The sequence below is a fragment of the Lysobacter sp. P5_B9 genome, assembly GCF_054049835.1.
The window spans coordinates 84,146-101,464 of the sequence record NZ_JBFULP010000004.1; the positions used below are offsets into that span (position 1 = coordinate 84,146).

14 protein-coding genes are annotated in these 17,319 nt (G+C 69.1%); 8 read left to right on the top strand and 6 right to left on the bottom strand.

All coding sequences use genetic code 11. The features are described 5' to 3' along the window. Window positions 1-10: 10 nt before the first annotated feature. The 5 genes from ACXJJ9_RS09815 to glyQ form a co-directional block, all read right to left on the bottom strand. Window positions 11-1,327, bottom strand: coding sequence for a flavohemoglobin expression-modulating QEGLA motif protein (locus ACXJJ9_RS09815; RefSeq protein ID WP_457097009.1), 1,317 nt, complete (start codon window positions 1,325-1,327; stop codon window positions 11-13). A 100-nt stretch (window positions 1,328-1,427) separates the two neighbouring features. Further along, window positions 1,428-5,321: a translocation/assembly module TamB domain-containing protein gene (locus ACXJJ9_RS09820; protein WP_457097010.1), complete on the bottom strand. Its 3,894-nt coding sequence runs from the start codon at window positions 5,319-5,321 to the stop codon at window positions 1,428-1,430. Between the two features lie 29 nt (window positions 5,322-5,350). After that, the gene (locus ACXJJ9_RS09825) at window positions 5,351-7,276 is read right to left on the bottom strand and encodes an autotransporter assembly complex protein TamA (protein ID WP_457097011.1); all 1,926 of its coding nucleotides are present in this window, start codon (window positions 7,274-7,276) and stop codon (window positions 5,351-5,353) included. Window positions 7,277-7,401: 125 nt separating this feature from the next. Next, complete coding sequence (gene glyS / locus ACXJJ9_RS09830; RefSeq protein WP_457097012.1) at window positions 7,402-9,492, bottom strand: glycine--tRNA ligase subunit beta; 2,091 nt, start codon at window positions 9,490-9,492, stop codon at window positions 7,402-7,404. Further along, window positions 9,492-10,433 carry a glycine--tRNA ligase subunit alpha gene (gene glyQ, locus ACXJJ9_RS09835; protein WP_457097013.1) on the bottom strand — a complete coding sequence of 314 codons (942 nt, stop codon included), beginning with the start codon at window positions 10,431-10,433 and terminating at the stop codon, window positions 9,492-9,494. The genes glyS and glyQ overlap by 1 nt, the downstream gene beginning before the upstream one ends. Window positions 10,434-10,665: 232 nt before the next feature. Here glyQ and ACXJJ9_RS09840 point away from each other — a divergent pair, with 232 nt between their 5' ends. From ACXJJ9_RS09840 to ACXJJ9_RS09875, 8 genes are all read left to right on the top strand, one after another. After that, window positions 10,666-11,397, top strand: a complete 732-nt coding sequence (locus ACXJJ9_RS09840) for a glutamine amidotransferase (protein ID WP_310054743.1) — start codon at window positions 10,666-10,668, stop codon at window positions 11,395-11,397. 67 nt (window positions 11,398-11,464) lie between these two features. After that, on the top strand, window positions 11,465-12,361 hold the full coding sequence (locus tag ACXJJ9_RS09845) for a hypothetical protein (RefSeq protein WP_457097014.1): 897 nt from the start codon (window positions 11,465-11,467) through the stop codon (window positions 12,359-12,361). Window positions 12,362-12,494: 133 nt separating this feature from the next. Next, window positions 12,495-13,010, top strand: a complete 516-nt coding sequence (locus ACXJJ9_RS09850; RefSeq protein WP_310054746.1) for a c-type cytochrome — start codon at window positions 12,495-12,497, stop codon at window positions 13,008-13,010. Window positions 13,011-13,108: 98 nt separating this feature from the next. Continuing rightward, window positions 13,109-13,789, top strand: coding sequence for an alpha/beta hydrolase (locus ACXJJ9_RS09855; protein WP_457097015.1), 681 nt, complete (start codon window positions 13,109-13,111; stop codon window positions 13,787-13,789). A 39-nt stretch (window positions 13,790-13,828) separates the two neighbouring features. After that, window positions 13,829-15,028: a cell division protein ZapE gene (gene zapE, locus ACXJJ9_RS09860; protein WP_457097016.1), complete on the top strand. Its 1,200-nt coding sequence runs from the start codon at window positions 13,829-13,831 to the stop codon at window positions 15,026-15,028. Window positions 15,029-15,088: 60 nt separating this feature from the next. Next, window positions 15,089-15,283, top strand: coding sequence for a hypothetical protein (locus tag ACXJJ9_RS09865; protein ID WP_457097017.1), 195 nt, complete (start codon window positions 15,089-15,091; stop codon window positions 15,281-15,283). Between the two features lie 81 nt (window positions 15,284-15,364). Continuing rightward, window positions 15,365-15,772 (top strand): YybH family protein, encoded by a 408-nt coding sequence (locus tag ACXJJ9_RS09870; protein ID WP_457097018.1) that lies wholly within the window; start codon window positions 15,365-15,367, stop codon window positions 15,770-15,772. Beyond that, a complete protein-coding gene (locus ACXJJ9_RS09875; protein WP_457097019.1) occupies window positions 15,750-15,893 on the top strand; it encodes a DUF3574 domain-containing protein in 144 nt (47 codons plus the stop codon). The genes ACXJJ9_RS09870 and ACXJJ9_RS09875 overlap by 23 nt, the downstream gene beginning before the upstream one ends. Window positions 15,894-15,902: 9 nt before the next feature. Here ACXJJ9_RS09875 and ACXJJ9_RS09880 read toward each other — a convergent pair whose 3' ends face one another. After that, a complete protein-coding gene (locus tag ACXJJ9_RS09880; RefSeq protein WP_457097020.1) occupies window positions 15,903-17,237 on the bottom strand; it encodes an APC family permease in 1,335 nt (444 codons plus the stop codon). Between the last annotated feature and the right edge of the window lie 82 nt (window positions 17,238-17,319).

A 17,319-nucleotide genomic window follows, 5' to 3' on the forward strand; every position in this document is an offset into this window, starting at 1 on the left:
GCGCGCACGCTCATGCCCCCACGCCCGACTCCGCGATCACCTGGTCCTCGAAGTCGACGATGTTCTGCAGCTCGAACCGATCCAGCCGCAGGCGCTGGGTGGCGGCGGAGAACGCCATGATGGAGAGCACGCGCTGCGGATCCCTCGCCCACGGCGGCAGGTACACCGATGGCACGATCAGCCCGGCGTCGCGGTAGGGCGCCAGGGTGATCACGTCGGCGATGGTCACGCGGCCGGCGAACAGCAGGCGGAGCAGTTCGCCGCGCCCGTCCTGCAATACCTTGCGAATGAACAAATGGACGCTCATCACGCCTTCCAGGTAGGCGCCGTCCTTGGTGAAGCAGATCCCGCCACGCACGTCGCCGCCGCGGAACACGCGCGAGGCGCTGCGATAGCTCTCGACGTCGCTCTGGCCCGCATCGAGAAAACCACGGAACACCTCGATGAAGTCGGCGCCGTCGAGCGCCTGCTTCACCATCACCACGCGCAGCGCAACGCGTCGCAACCGCGCGATGTCGATCGCACCGGTGATGATCTCGGCGAAGGTGGCGAGGCCCTCCTGCGTACGGGTGGTGCGTGGCGAGCCCAGGCCGAGCGAGCGCAGGTTCGGCTGGTGCTTGCCATTGAGCAGGGTCAGGGTGTGGATAAAGGCCTCGTGCTGGGTCAGCTGCTCGAGGTCGCGTTCGGAGAACAGCGCGGTCGCGCGCAGGCTGATCCGCTTGCTTCCGGCGGTGGCCTTGGAGGACAACGCCGGGTCCAGCACCACGTCGACCTGGTCGTGCGAGAAGAACGGACCGAGCCGCTCGCGCAGGCGCTGCGCGAATTCGTCCGCGGGAATATCGCATGGCACCGGCGGCAGCCTGGTGTCGCCGACCAGATCGTCGGTGATCGCGATCATCTCGCGCGCGCTGTCGGCGTTGGTGACGTCTTGGCTGCGGTACTTGAAGTCGGGCCGCCCGTACAACATCGTCGAACAGCGGGTGAACTCCGGCGTACCGGCATGCATGAGCATGCGCGCGGCCACGGCATAGCTCCAGGCGGTCTTGAACAGCCAGTGGCCGATCGGATGGCCGCGGTCGATGCGCCGCATCAGCGCCTCGAGCGCCGCCACCTCGTCGCCCAGCGCCTGCGCCGGTGCTGGTGGCACCGGAAGTTCCGGGGCGCCGCGTTGCCAGCTGTCGAGGAAGCGCTGCTCCAGCTCGGCCGGCCAGTCGATCGCCTTCAGTACCTTGATCTTGGGGCCGATCGACATCAGCGCGCGATCGCATTCGGCCAGGTCCGCGGGCAGTTCGGCCCGTGCGGGAACATCGGAAGCGAGTTCGGCCATGGCAACCTCCGCCGTGCGGCCGATGGGCCGACGATGCGACGGGTTATACATGCCGCGAGGGAAAGCCCGCGTTAGGGACGCGCGCGCCGCCGCGGACCCGCTATTTCTCCTTGCGCCAGTTCACCGAGGCACGGTTCTCCACCGTGCTCGATTCGATCTCGATGTCGAAGCCCTTGCGCAGCAGGTACTTCAACGTGAGCACCTGGCCGGTGCCGAGCAGCGAGACGCCGTAGCCGACGTATACCTTCGGCGACAGGTACTTGCCGATGCCGAGCACGCTGCCGCCCAGCGCGCGGCTTTCCGACACCCCGGCGTCGTCGAGGCCGATCGCCGCGCCCAGCTGCGAGGCGAGCATGCCGCCGCCGGCCGCCAGCGCGGCGCCGGCGGCATTGAGCTGGCGGCTTTCGTCGCCACTCGCGCTCGCCAACGGGCGGCCCAGCGCGAGGTACGACAGCGCCTCGGATTGCGAAGTGGCCGGATCCGTCCATACCCGCGCCTGCGGCGAGGCCGCACGACCGGTGACATCCATGCCGGCGGTGACCTCACCGACTTCGCGCTCGGCGCGGATGTCGAGGATGGGATCGGCGACGGGGCCGTTCGACCACACCAGTGCGCCGCGGGTGATCTGCAGTTCCTGGCCGTAGGCGGTGTAGCGGCCCTCGACATCGAGGCGCCCGCTCGCGGTCATCTCCCGGCCCGGCCGCGCACGCACGCGCAGGCGACCGCCGAGTGTGCCGTTGAGGCCGAAGCCGGCGAGCTTCACGTCGTCACCGAGCGCAATGGTGAGATCCATGTCGAGCGGCGCCTCGCCGCTCTCTTCCGGGTTGGCCGGATCGAGCACGACGACGTCGGGCGATGCGGAGACGCCCTGGTCGAGGCGCTCCAGGTCGAGTCGCGCCGACGGCACGGTAACGGTGCCGGTGACCTGCAGCGGCTGCTTCGCCACGTAGCGCACCTGCACATCGGGGTTGGCAACCGCGTGCAGGTCGCGCGTATCGGAGAGCAGCACGTTCTCGCCCTGCAGGGCGAGCACGAGCGGCGTGTCGTCACCCTGCCAGCCGAGCGTGCCATCGATACGCAGGGTGCCCTCGCCGGAACGTACGCTGCCGGCAATGCGCGCGCTGCCATCCGGCCGGGCGTCGAGGCGCACGTCGCCATCCTGCAGCTCGATCGCCAGCGAAGGCAGTTCGGTGCTGAAACGGGTGAGGCGCGCATTGCCGCCCAGCAACGGTTGCGCGCGCGTGCCGGCGAGCGTGATGCGGCCCTCGAGCTGCCCTTTCGGCTCGACGATGTCGGGCGAGAACAGCTCCATCCATACGAGTTCGTCGGTATTGAGGGCGACCTCGCCGGTGAGCGGCGCATAGGCGTCCCAGCCGGTGGCGATGCGCGCATCGAAACGGCCATCGTCATTCAAGGTGGTGTGCAGTTCAGCAGCGAGGCGTTGCGGATCGAAGGTCGCGCTGAGATCGAGGCCGCCGTAGCGCACGATCTCGGTGCGCGAGCGTTCGCTGAACTTCATGCCGCCGCTGGCCGAGGTCAGGTGCGCACTACCGCGCCACGCGTTGCCGACCGGACGCACTTCGGCGGTGAGCGCGATGTCGCCGCGCAGGATCCACGGACGCTTGTCGCTGCGTTCGGGCAAGTAGGGCAGCAGCAGCGTAAGTGGCAGCGATTCGCCGCGCACGTCGAGGCCGCGACGCGGCCAGTCGGCGTTCGCGCACAGCGAACCGCCGCCGCTCGATGCCAGGCATGCATTCGACAGCGCGCCGCTGCGTCCGTCCCAACGGAATTGCGCAGCCTGCTGCAGGCGCCACTGCGCGCCCTTGACCGGAGCCAACTGCAACGAGGCGAGCGCGCCCTGCCAGGCATTGCCGCGCTTGGCCGCGCTGCCACTCAACGCGAGCGTGCCGATCTCGCCACGCGCCTCGCCCTGCAGTTGCAGGTCCTCCACCGCGCCGCGCGCATCGAGGGTCAATGTTTCGACCGGCGTACCGACGTCGAGCCCGCTTGCGCGGATCGCCAGCGCCCCGCTGCCGCCGCGCCACGGCAGGCGGCCGTGCGCACTCACCGTTGCGGCGCGGTAGCCGGCATAACTCAGGCCGCTGCCGGTGAGGTCGGCGTCGACGTTCGGCGCAGTGCGCGCGCCGGTCAGCCGCAATGTGCCACGCAGGGTACCGGCGCCGTCGGGCAACAAGTCGTTCAACTGCAGCGGCTGGAACTTCGCATCGACGTCGAGCGTGTCCGTCACCCGGCCCTTCGCGTCGATGTGGCTGCCGCCGAGGGTGAGCGCGACCTCGCCTTCGTAGGCATCCTGCGCGCGCTTCGTGGCCGCGCCACGCATCACGAAGCGGCCGCGGCCCTGCAGCGGCCGTCCGCGCAGGCGGCCATCGATCTGCGGCGCATCGACGGCGATGTCGAGGCCGCCATCGCCGCGGGTGACGCCGCGCGTGCTGAAGCGGCCGCGCAACGCCCCCTTCCACTCCGGCGCGAAGTAACCGGGATCGAAACCGGCCAGCGTGGCTTGGAGGTTCCAGCCCAGCGCCGGCGTCCACGCCACGTCGCCGCTCGCGTCGAGCGCACCGCTGGGCATCTGCGCGTGCAATTGCTTCAGGGTCATGCGCGACTCGTTGCCACGGCCGTCGAACTGCACCTGCGCACGCTCGCCCTCGCGCGTGAGCGTGGCATGGCCGATCGCGGCCCAATGCTGCAACGTGCCGGCGATGCCGAGGTCGGCGTCGGCCTCGACCAGTGGCGTGTCGCTGGCCGCCTGCGCCGGTGTCTTCGGCGTCGTCTTCGCCCCACCCCACTTCAGGCCGCGCGCGTTGACGGCGAAGCGCAGCGTGGCGTTTTCCGGATCGTTGAAGTCGGCGCGGCCGCGCAAGGTCGCAGTGCCGTCGAACACGCGCAGGGTCAGTGGCTTGGCTTCGAGGACTTCGTTCTCGATCCGCAGCCGAGACGGCAGCACGGTGGCATTGAAATCGCCCTGCGCGAATTCGCCCGTCAGGGCCATCTCGCCGCCGACGCCGTCGGCATCGAAGCGCAGGCGCAGCGGCGTGCCGGACGGCTTGCCTTCGGTCAGCAGCGCCGGGTCCAGCGCCTCGGATTGCGCGTGCAGGCGCCAGCGCGGCTGGTCCTTTCCGTGCAGGGTGAGCGTCGCCCGCACGGGTGCCGGCGCGCGGCCGGCGAGGCCGACGTCCATGCGCGCAAGATCGCCACGCGCAACCAGCCCCAGGCGCGGCGCGGTGCTCCCCATCGATGCGGGCAGTACCGCGGTGGCGACGAGGTCCACGCGGTAATCGTCGCGCGGCGCGTAGTCGCCGTGCACATGGAAATGCCCGCGGTCGGTGTCGGCGTCCAGCGATTCCACATGCAATGCGCCCGCGCGCGCGTCCATGCCGGTGCGCAGGCGGCGGATGTCGATCAGCGGCTGGCGGTCCTGCGTCACCCGCAAACCGTCGATGCGCACGTCGTCGGCCTGCAGGTCCAACGGCGGCCGGATCGCCGGCAGGGATTCGGGCCAGCGCGGCAGTTCGAAAGGCTCGTCGCTTTCGGGAATCTCCAGCGTCGCGCCGTCCAGCTGCAACGCATCCAGTCGCAGGYGGCGGCCGAGCAGCGGACGCAACGCGGGATCGACCATGGCGCGCTTCGCCGTGAACTCGAGCAGGCGCGGATGCTGAGGATCGCGCTTGCCGTCCTTGTCGGCCATGACATAGGTGAAGCGCACGCCGTGCAGCACCAGCGGCCCCGAAGCCGGGCCTTCGGCGCGCTCCCAGCTCAGCCTCGCCTCGGCCGGCAGGCGCTGCTGGATCTGTGCCAGCAGCACGTCGCGGCCACCGACGGTGGTGAGCAGCCAGTACAGCAGCGCGACGGCACCCAACATCAATACGGCGGCGACGATGCTGCTGCGGATCGCGAGCCAACGCAGGCGGGCACGTCGCTTCGCGCGCAGCTCGGCGATGCGCGCCTCGTGCGCGTCGCGCTCTACCGGGGTCATGACTGGCCGCTTCTTCGCCATGTGCCTGCCTACAGATCCGCGCCGATGTTGAGGTAGATCTCGTACTGCGAATCCGGGTCGTACAACCCGTGCGCGATGTCCAGGCGCACCGGCCCGACCGGCGAACGCCAGCGCACGCCGAAGCCGACGCCGGTGTGGAAGTCGGGGCGATCGTCATCGAAGGCGTCGCCACCGTCGACGAACGCCGCGGCGCCCCAGGTGTCGTTGAAGTAGTGCTCGAATTCGGCCGTGCCGGTCAGCACGTTCTTGGCGCCGAGCGCGTACTTCTTGCCGTCGTCGGCGACGAAGAACGGCCCCACTTCGCGATAGGCGTAGCCGCGGATGCTGCGGTCGCCGCCGGCGTAGAAGCGCAGGCTGGGCGGCATGTCGACGAGTGCGTTGGTGAAGGTGTAGCCGGCTTCGCCGCGCAGGATCAGGCGATTGCGTTCGCCCAGGCCGCGGTACCAGCGCCCCACGCCCCATGCCTGCAGGAAGCTGGCATCCGAACCCACCCCTTTGACGCCACCGCGCAGCTCGACGGTCAGCCCGAAGGCATCGCGCGGAAACAGGCGGTTGTCGGCGTCGATGTACTCGCCGCGCAGGGCCGGGTAGAGGAAGGTCGCGTAGTTGTACTGGACCGGCGCCAGCGCGCCCGTGCCGTCGTCCGGCAATGCATAGGCCCAGCGTTCGCGCAGGGCATGCAACGATGCCGCCACGTTGAGGCGCTCATTGACCTGGCCGCTGCGGCTGCCGACCAGCTCGATCTTGCGCGTGTCGATGTAATCGGTCTGCTCGTCGTAGTACTGCGCGCTGATCGTGTACCAGCCGTCGATCCACGCGAACGCGGGAATGCGGTACTGCACCGTCGCGGTCTTGCGCTTCTCCGCCCAGTCGAGCTGGGTCAGCAGCTTGTGGCCGCGGTTGTTGAGGTAGCGGCGCTCCAGGCCGAGGCGCACGCCGGCGCCGCTGTCGGTGCCGTAGCTCAAGCCGGCGGTGTAGATGCTGCGCTTGGCCGGCGTCAGGGTGACGATGACCGGCACGCGGCCATCGACGGCGTTTTCCGGCTGCGGCTGGATGTCGATGCTGGCGAAGTAGTCGAGCCGCGCCAGCGACTCGCGGAAGCGGTCGAGCTTGCCCTGGTGGTAGTAGCTGCCCTCTTTCCAATAGACCAGGCGATCGATGAGGCTGTCGCGGATGATGTGTTTCGGCGACTGCGTGATCGTCATCGGCCCCATGTCGTAGCGTTCGCCGCTGGTCCAGACCAGGTCGATGTCGGCGGCATGTTCGGCGCGCGTCACCGCGACCTGGCGGTTGAGGAAGTCCGCATCGAAGTAACCGCGCTCGGCCAGGCGGCGGGTGATGCGCGCCTTGCTGGCCTCGTACTGCGTGTGGTCGAAGACGCCGCCGGACTGTGGAAGGAACTTGCCGAGGTCCTCGCGCAGGTATTTGTCGGTGCCGCCCGCGCCTTCGATGGCGATGTTGGCGCGGCGCACGGTGACGGGCTCACCCAGTGCCACGGTAATGGTGACGGTGACGGGAGAGGTGTTCGCGCGGCGCTCGCCGGGCGGCGCCGCTTCGCTGGCCGCCGTTGGCGCGGCCGCGTCCGTGACTGGCGTGGTGTCGGCGGGTGTGGTGTCAGCACTAGGTTCGCCCACCACGGTGGTCACGCCATCGCGGGTGCGCTCGACGGTGATGCTCGGCGAGTAGTAGCCGAACGGCTCCAGCGCCTCGCGCGTCTCCTGCTCGGCCTCGCGCAGCAGGTACGCCAGGCGGCGGCCGGACACGTCCTTGCCGATCGCGTCGACCAGCGACAACGACACGCGCACGTTGAGCGCCATCGTTTCGTCGAGCCCGCGGATGTCCACGCTGGTGACGGTCGCGGCGTGCGCGCTGCCGGCCGCCAGCAGGCCCAGGGCGAACACGAACCGCGTGCTGAGTCGGGGGAGACAGGGCATCGCGGCAGGATAACCGTGGAGCGTCAAAGCGTGCTTAACGGCGCCGATCATTCCGCGGGCGCCATCACACGGAACGACACCCAGTCCGGCGCCGCCCGTTGCAGCGCCGGTGCCACGCGCGAGCACTAGATCGATAGGTATTCGATCGCCGCCACGCTGCCGAGGCGGTCGCCCAGGCGCTTGAGCAGCGCGAGGCGGTTGTTGCGCACCGCCATGTCGTCGACGTTGACCATCACCTGGTCGAAGAAGGCATCGACCTGCGGGCGCAGGCGCGCCAGACGGCCGAGCACGGCGACGTAGTCGCGCGACTGCAGCAGCGCATCGGTGTCGTTGCAGGCGGCGTCGACGGCGGCGCCGAGTTCGCGTTCGGCCGCTTCGGTGTAGCGCGCCGGCTCGATCGCGGTGGGGACTTCACCCTCGACTTTGCGCAGGATGTTGCGGATGCGCTTGTTGGCCGCGGCCAGCGCTTCGGCTTCGGGCAGCTTGGCGAATTCGGCGATGGCCTTGAGGCGGCGATCGAAGTCGAGCAGCGAAGCGGGACGCAGCGCGGCGACGGCTTCGAACTGCTGCGGCGGCACGTCCTGGTCGGCGTAATAGCCGCGCAGGCGGTCGATGATGAAGTCGCGCAGCTCATCGATGTTCGCGGGCGCGGCCGGCGCCTTGTCCAGCGCGATCGCGCCGACGGTGTCGCGCGCCTTGGCCAGCGTCGCGTCGAGGTCGAGGTCGATGCCGCCCTCGATCAGTGTGCGCGCGAGGCCGAGCGCATTGCGGCGCAGGGCGAAGGCGTCCTTGTTGCCGGTCGGCTTGAGGCCCGCGGCGAAGCCGCCGGTGAGCGTGTCCAGGCGTTCGGCGATCGCCAGCACCTGTCCCAACTTGGATGGTGCGATCGCATCGCCGGCGAAACGCGGCATGTAAGCCTCGTCGATCGCGTTCGCGACTTCGATCGGCTGGCTTTCCACCGCGGCGTAATAGCGGCCGGCGATGCCCTGCAGTTCCGGGAACTCGTTGACCAGGCGCGATTGCAGGTCGGCTTTGGACAGTTCCGCCGCACGCCGCGCCAGCTGCGCATCGACGCCGACCTGCTTTGCTACCGCCTCGGCCAGCGCGGCCACGCGTGCGACCTTGTCGGCGACGGTGCCGAGTTTGGCCTGGTAGGTGACCGTCTTCAGGCCTTCGGCCATCGAGGCCAGGCCCTGCTTCATGTCCTCGGTGAAGAAGAACTGCGCATCGGCGAAGCGTGGGCGGATCACGCGCTCGTAGCCCTTGCGCACTTCGGCTTCGTCCTTCGATTCGATGTTGGCGATGCCGATGAAGCGCTCGCTCAGCTTGCCGTCGCCATCCAGCACCGGGAAGAACTTCTGGTTGGCTTCCATCGTCGCGATCAGTGCTTCCTGCGGCACGGCGAGGAAGTCGGCTTCGAAGCTGCACGCGATGGCCTTGGGCCATTCGGTGAGGCCATTCACTTCCTCGAGGATGCCCGCATCGATGCGCGCGCTGCCGCCACCGGCCTGCGCGCTGTGCTCTACCTCACTGACGATGCGCGCGCGGCGCTCGTCCGGATCGACCAGCACCTTGGCGCCGCGCAGTGCGTCCACGTACTCGTCGGCGCCGTTGATCCACACCGGCTTGTCGTACATGAAACGATGGCCGCGGCTCATGCGGTCGGCGCGGATGCCGAGCACCTTGCCTTCGACGATGTCCTTGCCCAGCAGCAGCACCAGCCAGTGCATGGGGCGGGCGAAGCCGTAGTCGTGGTCGCCCCAGCGCATCGGCTTGGGGATCGGCATGGCGGCGAGCGCCTCGTTGATGATCTCCGGCAGCAGCGCCGCGGTGCGCGCGCCCGGCTTCACCGAACGGTGGACGAAACGTTCGCCCTTGTTGTCGCTGGTCTTCTCCAGCGCGGTCCATTCGACTCCGGCCTTGGCGGCAAAACCCTGCAAGGCCTTGGTCGGTTCGCCGTTGGCGTCGAGCGCGATGTTGAGATACGGGCCGAGCACTTCCGAGGTCTGCTCCGGCTGCTCCGTCGCCACGCCCGGCAGGCGCACCGCGAGGCGGCGCGGCGTGTACAGCGGCTTGGCTTCGCCGCGATCGAAGGCGATGCCGCGCTTGGCAAATCCATCGAGCACACCGTCGAAGAAGGCCTGTGCCAGTCCGGACAACGCCTTGACCGGGAGTTCTTCGGTACCCAGTTCGATAAGCAGGGGCTGCATGCTCATCACGCAACCTCCTGCGGCTTCCTGGACTTGTTCAATACCGGGAATCCGAGCTTCTCGCGCTGCGCGTAATACGCCTCCGCCACGCCCTGGGCGATCCTGCGCACGCGCAGGATGTAGCGCTGGCGCTCGGTCACCGAGATCGCGCGGCGCGCATCGAGCAGGTTGAACGAATGCGACGCCTTGCAGACCTGATCGTAGGCCGGCAGCGGCAGGCCGAGCTCGATCAGCTTTTGCGCCTCCGCTTCGCAGGCGTCGAAGCGATGGAACAGTTCCTCCACGTTCGCGTGCTCGAAGTTGTAGGTCGACTGCTCGACTTCATTCTGGTGGTAGACGTCGCCGTAAGTGACCGGCGTGCCATCCGGGCCGTACGTCCAGATCAGGTCGAAGACGTTGTCGACGTTCTGCAGGTACATGCACAGGCGTTCGAGGCCGTAGGTGATCTCGCCGAGCACCGGCCGGCACTCGAGTCCGCCGGCCTGCTGGAAGTAGGTGAACTGAGTGACCTCCATGCCGTTCAACCACACTTCCCAACCCAGACCCCAGGCACCGAGCGTCGGCGACTCCCAGTTGTCCTCGACCAGGCGCAGGTCGTGCACCAGCGGATCCACGCCCAGCGCCTTGAGCGAATCGAAGTACAGCTCGACGATGTTGTCGGGGCTGGGCTTCATCACCACCTGGTACTGGTAGTAGCGCTGCAGGCGGTTGGGGTTCTCGCCGTAGCGGCCGTCGGTGGGACGGCGGCAGGGCTGCACGTAGGCGGCGTTCCACGGCTCCGGGCCCAGCGCGCGCAAGAAGGTCGCGGGGTGGAAGGTGCCGGCGCCGACCTCCAGGTCCAGCGGCTGGATCAGCACGCAGCCGCGCTCGCCCCAGTAGGCGTTGAGGCGCTGGATGAGCTGCTGGAACGTGATCGGTGACGACGGCGTCGCGCTGGCTTGTGACATGGGTACGGAAAGGCCGCGGGGCAAAGCGCGGTAGTATAGCTACAGCCCTTGCGGCAGCTTGTTTTTCCGCGCTCCCGGGCCAATGAACAATCTGGTTTTTGATCCCGCCTGACGGTGTTCCAATGACATTGCAGTGCCGTCCATGGCGTAACCGCATCGGCTTCGGATCATCCGGCCCGGCCATCCATCGCCCGGCGTCCGGATCCGCAGCCGATGCCGACAGGGCATCGGCTTGACGCGGCATCCTCACCCATTCCTGATCCTCGAGACCGGCCAGCCGGTCGCTTCCATGCGCCGCCATCGCGGCTTCCCGCACTGGATCCGCGTCGCCGCCGGACTCGAACGCGACGAAGCGGTGGTGGTGAACGTTGAAGCCGGCGAGGCGTTGCCGTCGCGCGAGGGTTTCGCCGGCGCGATCGTGACGGGCTCGGGCGCGATGGTCACCGACCGCGCCGACTGGAGCGAACGCTCCGCGCAGTGGCTGCGCGACGCCGCGCACGACGGGCTGCCGCTGTTCGGCATCTGCTACGGCCACCAGCTGATCGCGCATGCGCTCGGCGGCGAGGTCGACTACCACCCGGCCGGTCGCGAGATGGGCACGGTCGCACTCGAACTGCATCCGCAGGCCGAACACGATCCGCTGTTCGCGGGCCTGCCGACGCAGTTCCCCGCACAGGCGACGCATCTGCAGAGCGTGCTGCGCGCGCCCGAGGGCGCGACGGTGCTGGCGAAGTCGGCGCACGACGCCTGCCACGCGTTCCGCTGGGGCGATCGCGCCTGGGGCGTGCAATTCCACCCCGAGTTTTCCGCCACCCACATGCGCGGCTACGTGCGCGCCCGCGAGGAGGCGCTCGCCCACGAGGGCCGCTGCCACAAGCAGGTGGCGCGCGGCGTCAGCGCGACGCCGCATGCGCGGCTGGTGCTGCGTCGTTTCGTGCGCCACGCGCGCACCCTGCCACGCTGAGCACTGGACTTATCCGCGCGCGGCCCCATCTCGCGGCTGCGCCCTTCCCCCTGGAGATGCATCGGTAATGACTACTCGCGCCAACGGCCCGCTCGCCGGCCTCACCTGGCTCAAACGCGGCCTCAACTCCGGGCGCAACAATCCCCGCGCGATCTTTGGCGGCGCGGCGTTGCTGATGGTGGCGGCGCTGGTGCCGGGCTTCCTGCAGGCGTTCGCCCACCTCGTGCTGCGGCCGGGACCGGGCGGCGCCACGGTCATCGCGGCGCTGACCACCGTACTCGCGGTGGTCCTGCTGGGGCCGCTGATGGGCGGCTACCTGCGCGTGATCGATGCCAGCGAACGCGGCCAGTCCGCGCACGCCGCCGATGTGCTCGCACCGTTCCGCAACTCGCACGACGCGCAGCGGATGATCGGTTTCAGTTTCGTCATGCTGTTGATCCAGCTGGGCGCGCTGTCGCTGCTGGTCGCGGTGTTCGGGCACGCGATGCAGAACCTGCAGGACTGGTACCTGGGCGTGGCCGAGATCCTCCAGCACGCCACGCCCGGCAAGCCCCCGGAAATGCCACCGCCGCCGGAGGGCCTGGGCGGACTCTTCAGCCTGGCCGGACTGTTCGCGCTGTTCGTGGCGGCCGTGTTCGCGGTCGGCCTGGGCCAGGTCGCGCTGCGCGGCCGCGGCATCGGCACCGCGGTGGTGGAAGGCCTGGCTGGCGCGGCGCGCAATCTGCTGCCGCTGCTGGTGATGGCGCTGGTGGCCTTGGCCCTGCTGATGGCGGCCGGGGTGGTGTTGCTGCTGGTCGCCGGCGTACTCGGCCTGCTGAACCCGCTGCTGGCGCTGGTCGTGTTCCTGCCGCTCTACATGCTGTTCGTGCTGGCCCTGTACGTGGTCATGTTCGGAGTCATGTACCACCTGTGGCGCGACGTGGCCGGCGACGCAGCGGTCGCCCCGGGCGGCTTCGAGGCCTGAGCGCGACCCCGTTCCTGCCGCCTCGGCGGCGGAAACTCGCGCCCGCCCCCCGCTTCTGGAATAATTCGCGCTCTTTGACCGGTCGGGCGCAGCCCGCTCCGTGGCCGGGAACAAGCCCCAGGAACAGCCCCTCGTGCGTAATTACGACCTCGAATTCCTCAAGAAATTCTCCATGGTGATCGGCTTCCTGATGCTGGTCACCCTCGGCCTGATCGCGGGTGCCTTCTACGTGCACCAGCACCTGCCACCGGAGGTCAATCCGGTCGCGCTGAAGAAGACCCAGGACCGCATCGCCCCGGCGGGCGCGGTCTACGCCGGCACCACCGGCGCCGCCGCCCAGGCGGCGGCCGTGGCCGCCGCGGCCGCGCAGGCTGCCTCGCAGGTCGCCTACGGCGGCACCACCGACGGCTCGGTGATCTTCGGCCAGCTGTGCACCGGCTGCCACACCTCCGGCGCCGGCGGTGCACCGACCCTCGACCAGGCCCACTGGGGTCCGCGCGTCGCCCAGGGCAAGGACACGCTGTACAAGCACGCCATCGAAGGCTTCACCGGCAGCGCCGGTGTGATGCCCGCCAAGGGCGGCAACCCGTCCCTCAGCGACGAGCAGGTCAAGGCCACCGTCGACTGGATGGTCGGCAACCTCAAGTAAGCCGCATCGCGCGCTCGCTTCCGCAACGCCGCCTCCGGGCGGCGTTGTCGTTCTGCTCATCAAGCCTGTCGGTTGCAGCCGCGCCGTAGAATGCCCGCATGAGCGCACCCACGTTCCCCGCCGAGTCGGCGGCATTGACCCTGCCCGGCCCCGTCGGCGACCTCGAAGCCGCAGTCGACCTGCCCGAAGGCCCGGCCCAGCCGATCGTCGCCATCGTCTGCCACCCGCTGCCCACCGAGGGCGGGACCATGCACAACAAGGTGGTGACCATGGCCGCGCGGGCGCTGCGCGAGTGCGGCATCGCCACGGTGCGCTTCAACTTCCGCGGCACCGGTGCCTCGCACGGCCACTTCGACCATGGCGAGGGCGAATCCGACGACCTGCGCTTCGTCGCGCGCTGGGTGCGCGAGCGGCGCCCCGACGCGCAGCTGTGGCTGGCCGGTTTCAGCTTCGGCGCCTTCGTCACGATCAGGTGCGCCGCCGAACTGCAGCCGGGCATGCTGGTCTCGATCGCCCCGCCGGCCGCCGGCCGCAGCTGGGACTTCGCCGCGATCACGCCGCCGGACTGCCCGTGGCTGGTGATCCAGGGCGATGCCGACGAAGTCGTCGATCCGCAGGCCGTCTACGACTGGCTGGATTCGCTCAAGGGCCTGCCCAACCCGCCGGAACTGGTGCGCATGCCCGACACCAGCCACTTCTTCCACCGCCGCCTGATGGACCTGCGCGGCGCGATCAAGGTGGGTGTGCGGCCGTACCTGCCCAACCCAATCGCGGATTGAACCGATGCCAAGGCTTTGTGTCCGGCAGGATCCGCGCCGGTGACTGACTCCGTCCTGTTGCCTTCGCGGCGCTACGCCGAGGGTGTCGCGCGCGGCGCCTGGAGCGACGATCCGGCGCAGCACGCCGCGTTGCGCGAACTCGATCGCCTGCATGCACTGCTCGCGCAGCCGGTGAAGCGCGGGCTGCTGGATTCGCTGTTCGGCAAGAAGCCGGAAACCCCGCGCGGCCTTTACCTGTGGGGCGGCGTCGGCCGCGGCAAGACCTTCCTGATCGACCTGTTCTTCGACGGCCTGCCCTTAGAAGACGTGGCGGCCGCAGGCCGCACCGACGCCCCTCGCCCGCAAAGCGGGAGAGGGGGGGACCGTTCGCCCCGCGAACGGTGGGGTGAGGGCGGCAAGCGCCGCACCCACTTCCACCGTTTCATGCGCGAAGTGCATGCCGCATTGCGCGAGCATGCCGGCGAAAGCGATCCGCTGGCGAAGATCGCCAGCGAATGGCGGCGCAACCTGCGCGTGCTGGTGCTGGACGAGTTCTTCGTCAACGACATCGGCGACGCGATGCTGCTCGGGCGCCTGCTCGAACGCCTGTTCGCCGAAGGCGTGGCGCTGGTGACCAGTTCGAACACCGCGCCGGCGAACCTTTATGCGCACGGCCTGCAGCGCGAGCGCTTCCTGCCGGCGATTGCGCAGTTGCAGGCGCACACGGTCGAACTGCTGCTCGACAGCCCCAACGACTATCGTCTGCGCGCGTTGACGAAGTCACCGGTGTACCACTCGCCGCTCGATGCGCAGTCGGACGCGTGGCTGGCGCTGCGTTGGGGCGAACTCACCGCCGGGCTGCCGCAGGATCCGTGCGTCAATCCGTCCGGCATGATGGAGATCGATGGACGCGAGATCCCCGTGCGTGCCACCTGCGAGGGTCACGCCTGGTTCGACTTCGCCGCGCTGTGCGAAGGGCCGCGTGCGACCAGCGACTACATCGAGATCGCCACCGAACACCACACCGTACTGCTCGGCGGCATCCCCCAGTTCGACGACACCCGCAATGATCCGGCACGCCGTTTCGTCCACCTGATCGACGAGCTGTACGACCGCCACGTCAATTTCGTCTGCACCGCCGCGGCCGCGCCGGACGAGCTGTACATCGGCAGCAAACTCGCCCATGCCTTCGAACGCACGACCTCGCGCCTGATCGAAATGCAGTCGGCCGAATACCTGGCGCTGGAGCATCGCGGCTAGCGCACGCGCGCAGGACCCGGCTATGCTGGAATCGCATCTCGAGCCGGGGGGTAAAGAGAAGTGACCAAGCACGATTCTTACGGGACGCCTGCGGGCGTGAATGGCGAACATCCTTTCGCGGACCAGGCGCTGGTCTTCCGCCAGACCGCCGAAGAACGCAACCGGGGTTCCGGGGGGCTGGGGGGCTGGCTGACGGCGTTCGCGAACCTGTTCCTCGGGTCGCGCGAGCGCAATTCGTCCGATACCGAGCGCTGACGTCCGTCAGCGCCCGGCATCACCCGGCCGATGCGGTCGGCTGGGTAGGCTGCGTGCGTTCCACGCCTGGGAGGAGCGGCCATGCAGCAGGACGATGAAACTGCCATCCGCGCGTTGGTGTCGACGTGGATGGAGGCGACGCGCACCGGCGATACCGCGAAGGTGCTTGAACTCATGTCCGACGACGTCGTCTTTCTCGTCGCCGGTCGGCCGCCGTTCGGCAAGCGCGAGTTCGAAACGGCGGTAACGGCGCAGGCCGGCACGCCGATGCGGTTCGATGGCGCCAGCGAGATCGATGAGATCCGCGTGATGGGCGACTGGGCCTTCATGCGCACGCGACTGACGGTAGCCGCGACGCAGCCTGGCAAGCCGCCGGTGGTTCGCTCCGGCAACACCTTGTCGATCCTGGAGAAGCGCGATGGCCGCTGGCTGCTCGCGCGCGATGCCAACCTGCTGACGACCGCAGGTGCGGGCGCCGCCGCCGCATGACAAAGACATTCGTGCGGATCGCGGCCGCAGCATCCGCGCGATCGTCGATGGCTACCAGACCCGCTTTCATCAGGACGCGGTGTTGCAGGTGATGACCCGTGCTTGCGCGTCGTTCGACTAGACGCGCGGGTCAGCGCCCCCGGCGCCGCTGGTGGAGCAAAGCGTAGGTCACGATCAACACCGCCAGCGCGATGCCGATCGCCAGCCATTCCTTGCGGGTCAACGTGGTGACGATCGCGACCATCGCTGCGATCGCCAGCGCCGGGATCAACGCGCCGCCGGGCAACACGAATGGCTGGTCGCCGCGCTCGCGCAGGTCGAGCGACTGCGCCCGCCAGGCGGACAGGCAGACCAGCCCGTAGACGAGGCAGATCGCACCGCCGGAGATCAGCGCCAACGCGTCGAAGTTGCCGGCGATCGCCAGGGCCCAGGCCAGCAGGGCGTGCACGACCAATGCCCACAGCGGCACGCGGTGCGCGGGGCTGACCGTACCGAACACGCGCGGCAGGTAGCCGTCCCGGCCGAGTGCAAACACCAGGCGCGCGGTGCCGAACAGGTTGCCCATCAGGAAGCCGGTCATCGAGATGCAGGCGGTGATCAGCAGCAGCACGCGGCCGGGCCCCCACAGCGCACCGGCGGTATCGGCTACCGGCACGCCGCTCTTCGCCAGTCCCGCGCCGAGCAGGCCCTGGCCGACGATCTGCAGCGCGAGGTAGAGGAGCACCACCAGCAGGATCGCCACCATCGTCGCGCGCGGCACGTCGCGGGCGGGGTTGTTGAGCTCGCCCGACGGCACCAGTGCGGTTTCCATGCCCGAATACGCGAACATCACCAGCACCATCGATGCACCCAGCGCGCCCCACGACGGCACGTCGCCGATCGCGAAGCTCACCTGGCTCCAGTCGACGAAGAACACGCCGAGCAGCGCGAGCGCGAACAGTGGCGCCAGCTTCAACGCCGCCAGTGTGGTGATCGCGCGCGCACCCAGCTTCACCCCGAACGCATTCAGCGCGAACAGCGACCCGTACACGAACGTGAGCAGCAGGGCCCGCGGCAGCGGCGGCGCGAACGCGGGCACCAGGCTGGCGACCTGCACCGACAACGCGGCGGCGACGCCCGCGCTCGAGGTGAAGTTGCTGATCCACATCAGCGCGCCGCCGACGAAACCGGCGAACGGCCCGAACGTCGCGCTGAGATAGCTGTACGGCCCGCCCGTGACCTGCACGCGGCTGCCGACCGCGGCAAAGCACAACGCGATCGGGATGATGGCCAGCGCGCCCGCCACCAGCGCCAGTGGCGCGGCCGCACCCATCTGCGTCGCCAGCGCCGACGGCATGCGGAAGATGCCGCCGCCGACGATCACGTTGATCACCGCCGCGGTCAACGCGAACGAACCGACCGCGCGCAGCAATGCGGCATCGCCCTGCAGCGGCGCGGGAGGAGTGGGACGGGTTGCGTCGTTCATCGGCGAGGCCTGCATGGGTTCGGGTGCAGGTTCGCACGCCGTGGCGGGCGCTGTCTAAGTACGGGTGGTGTCGGTGCGGACA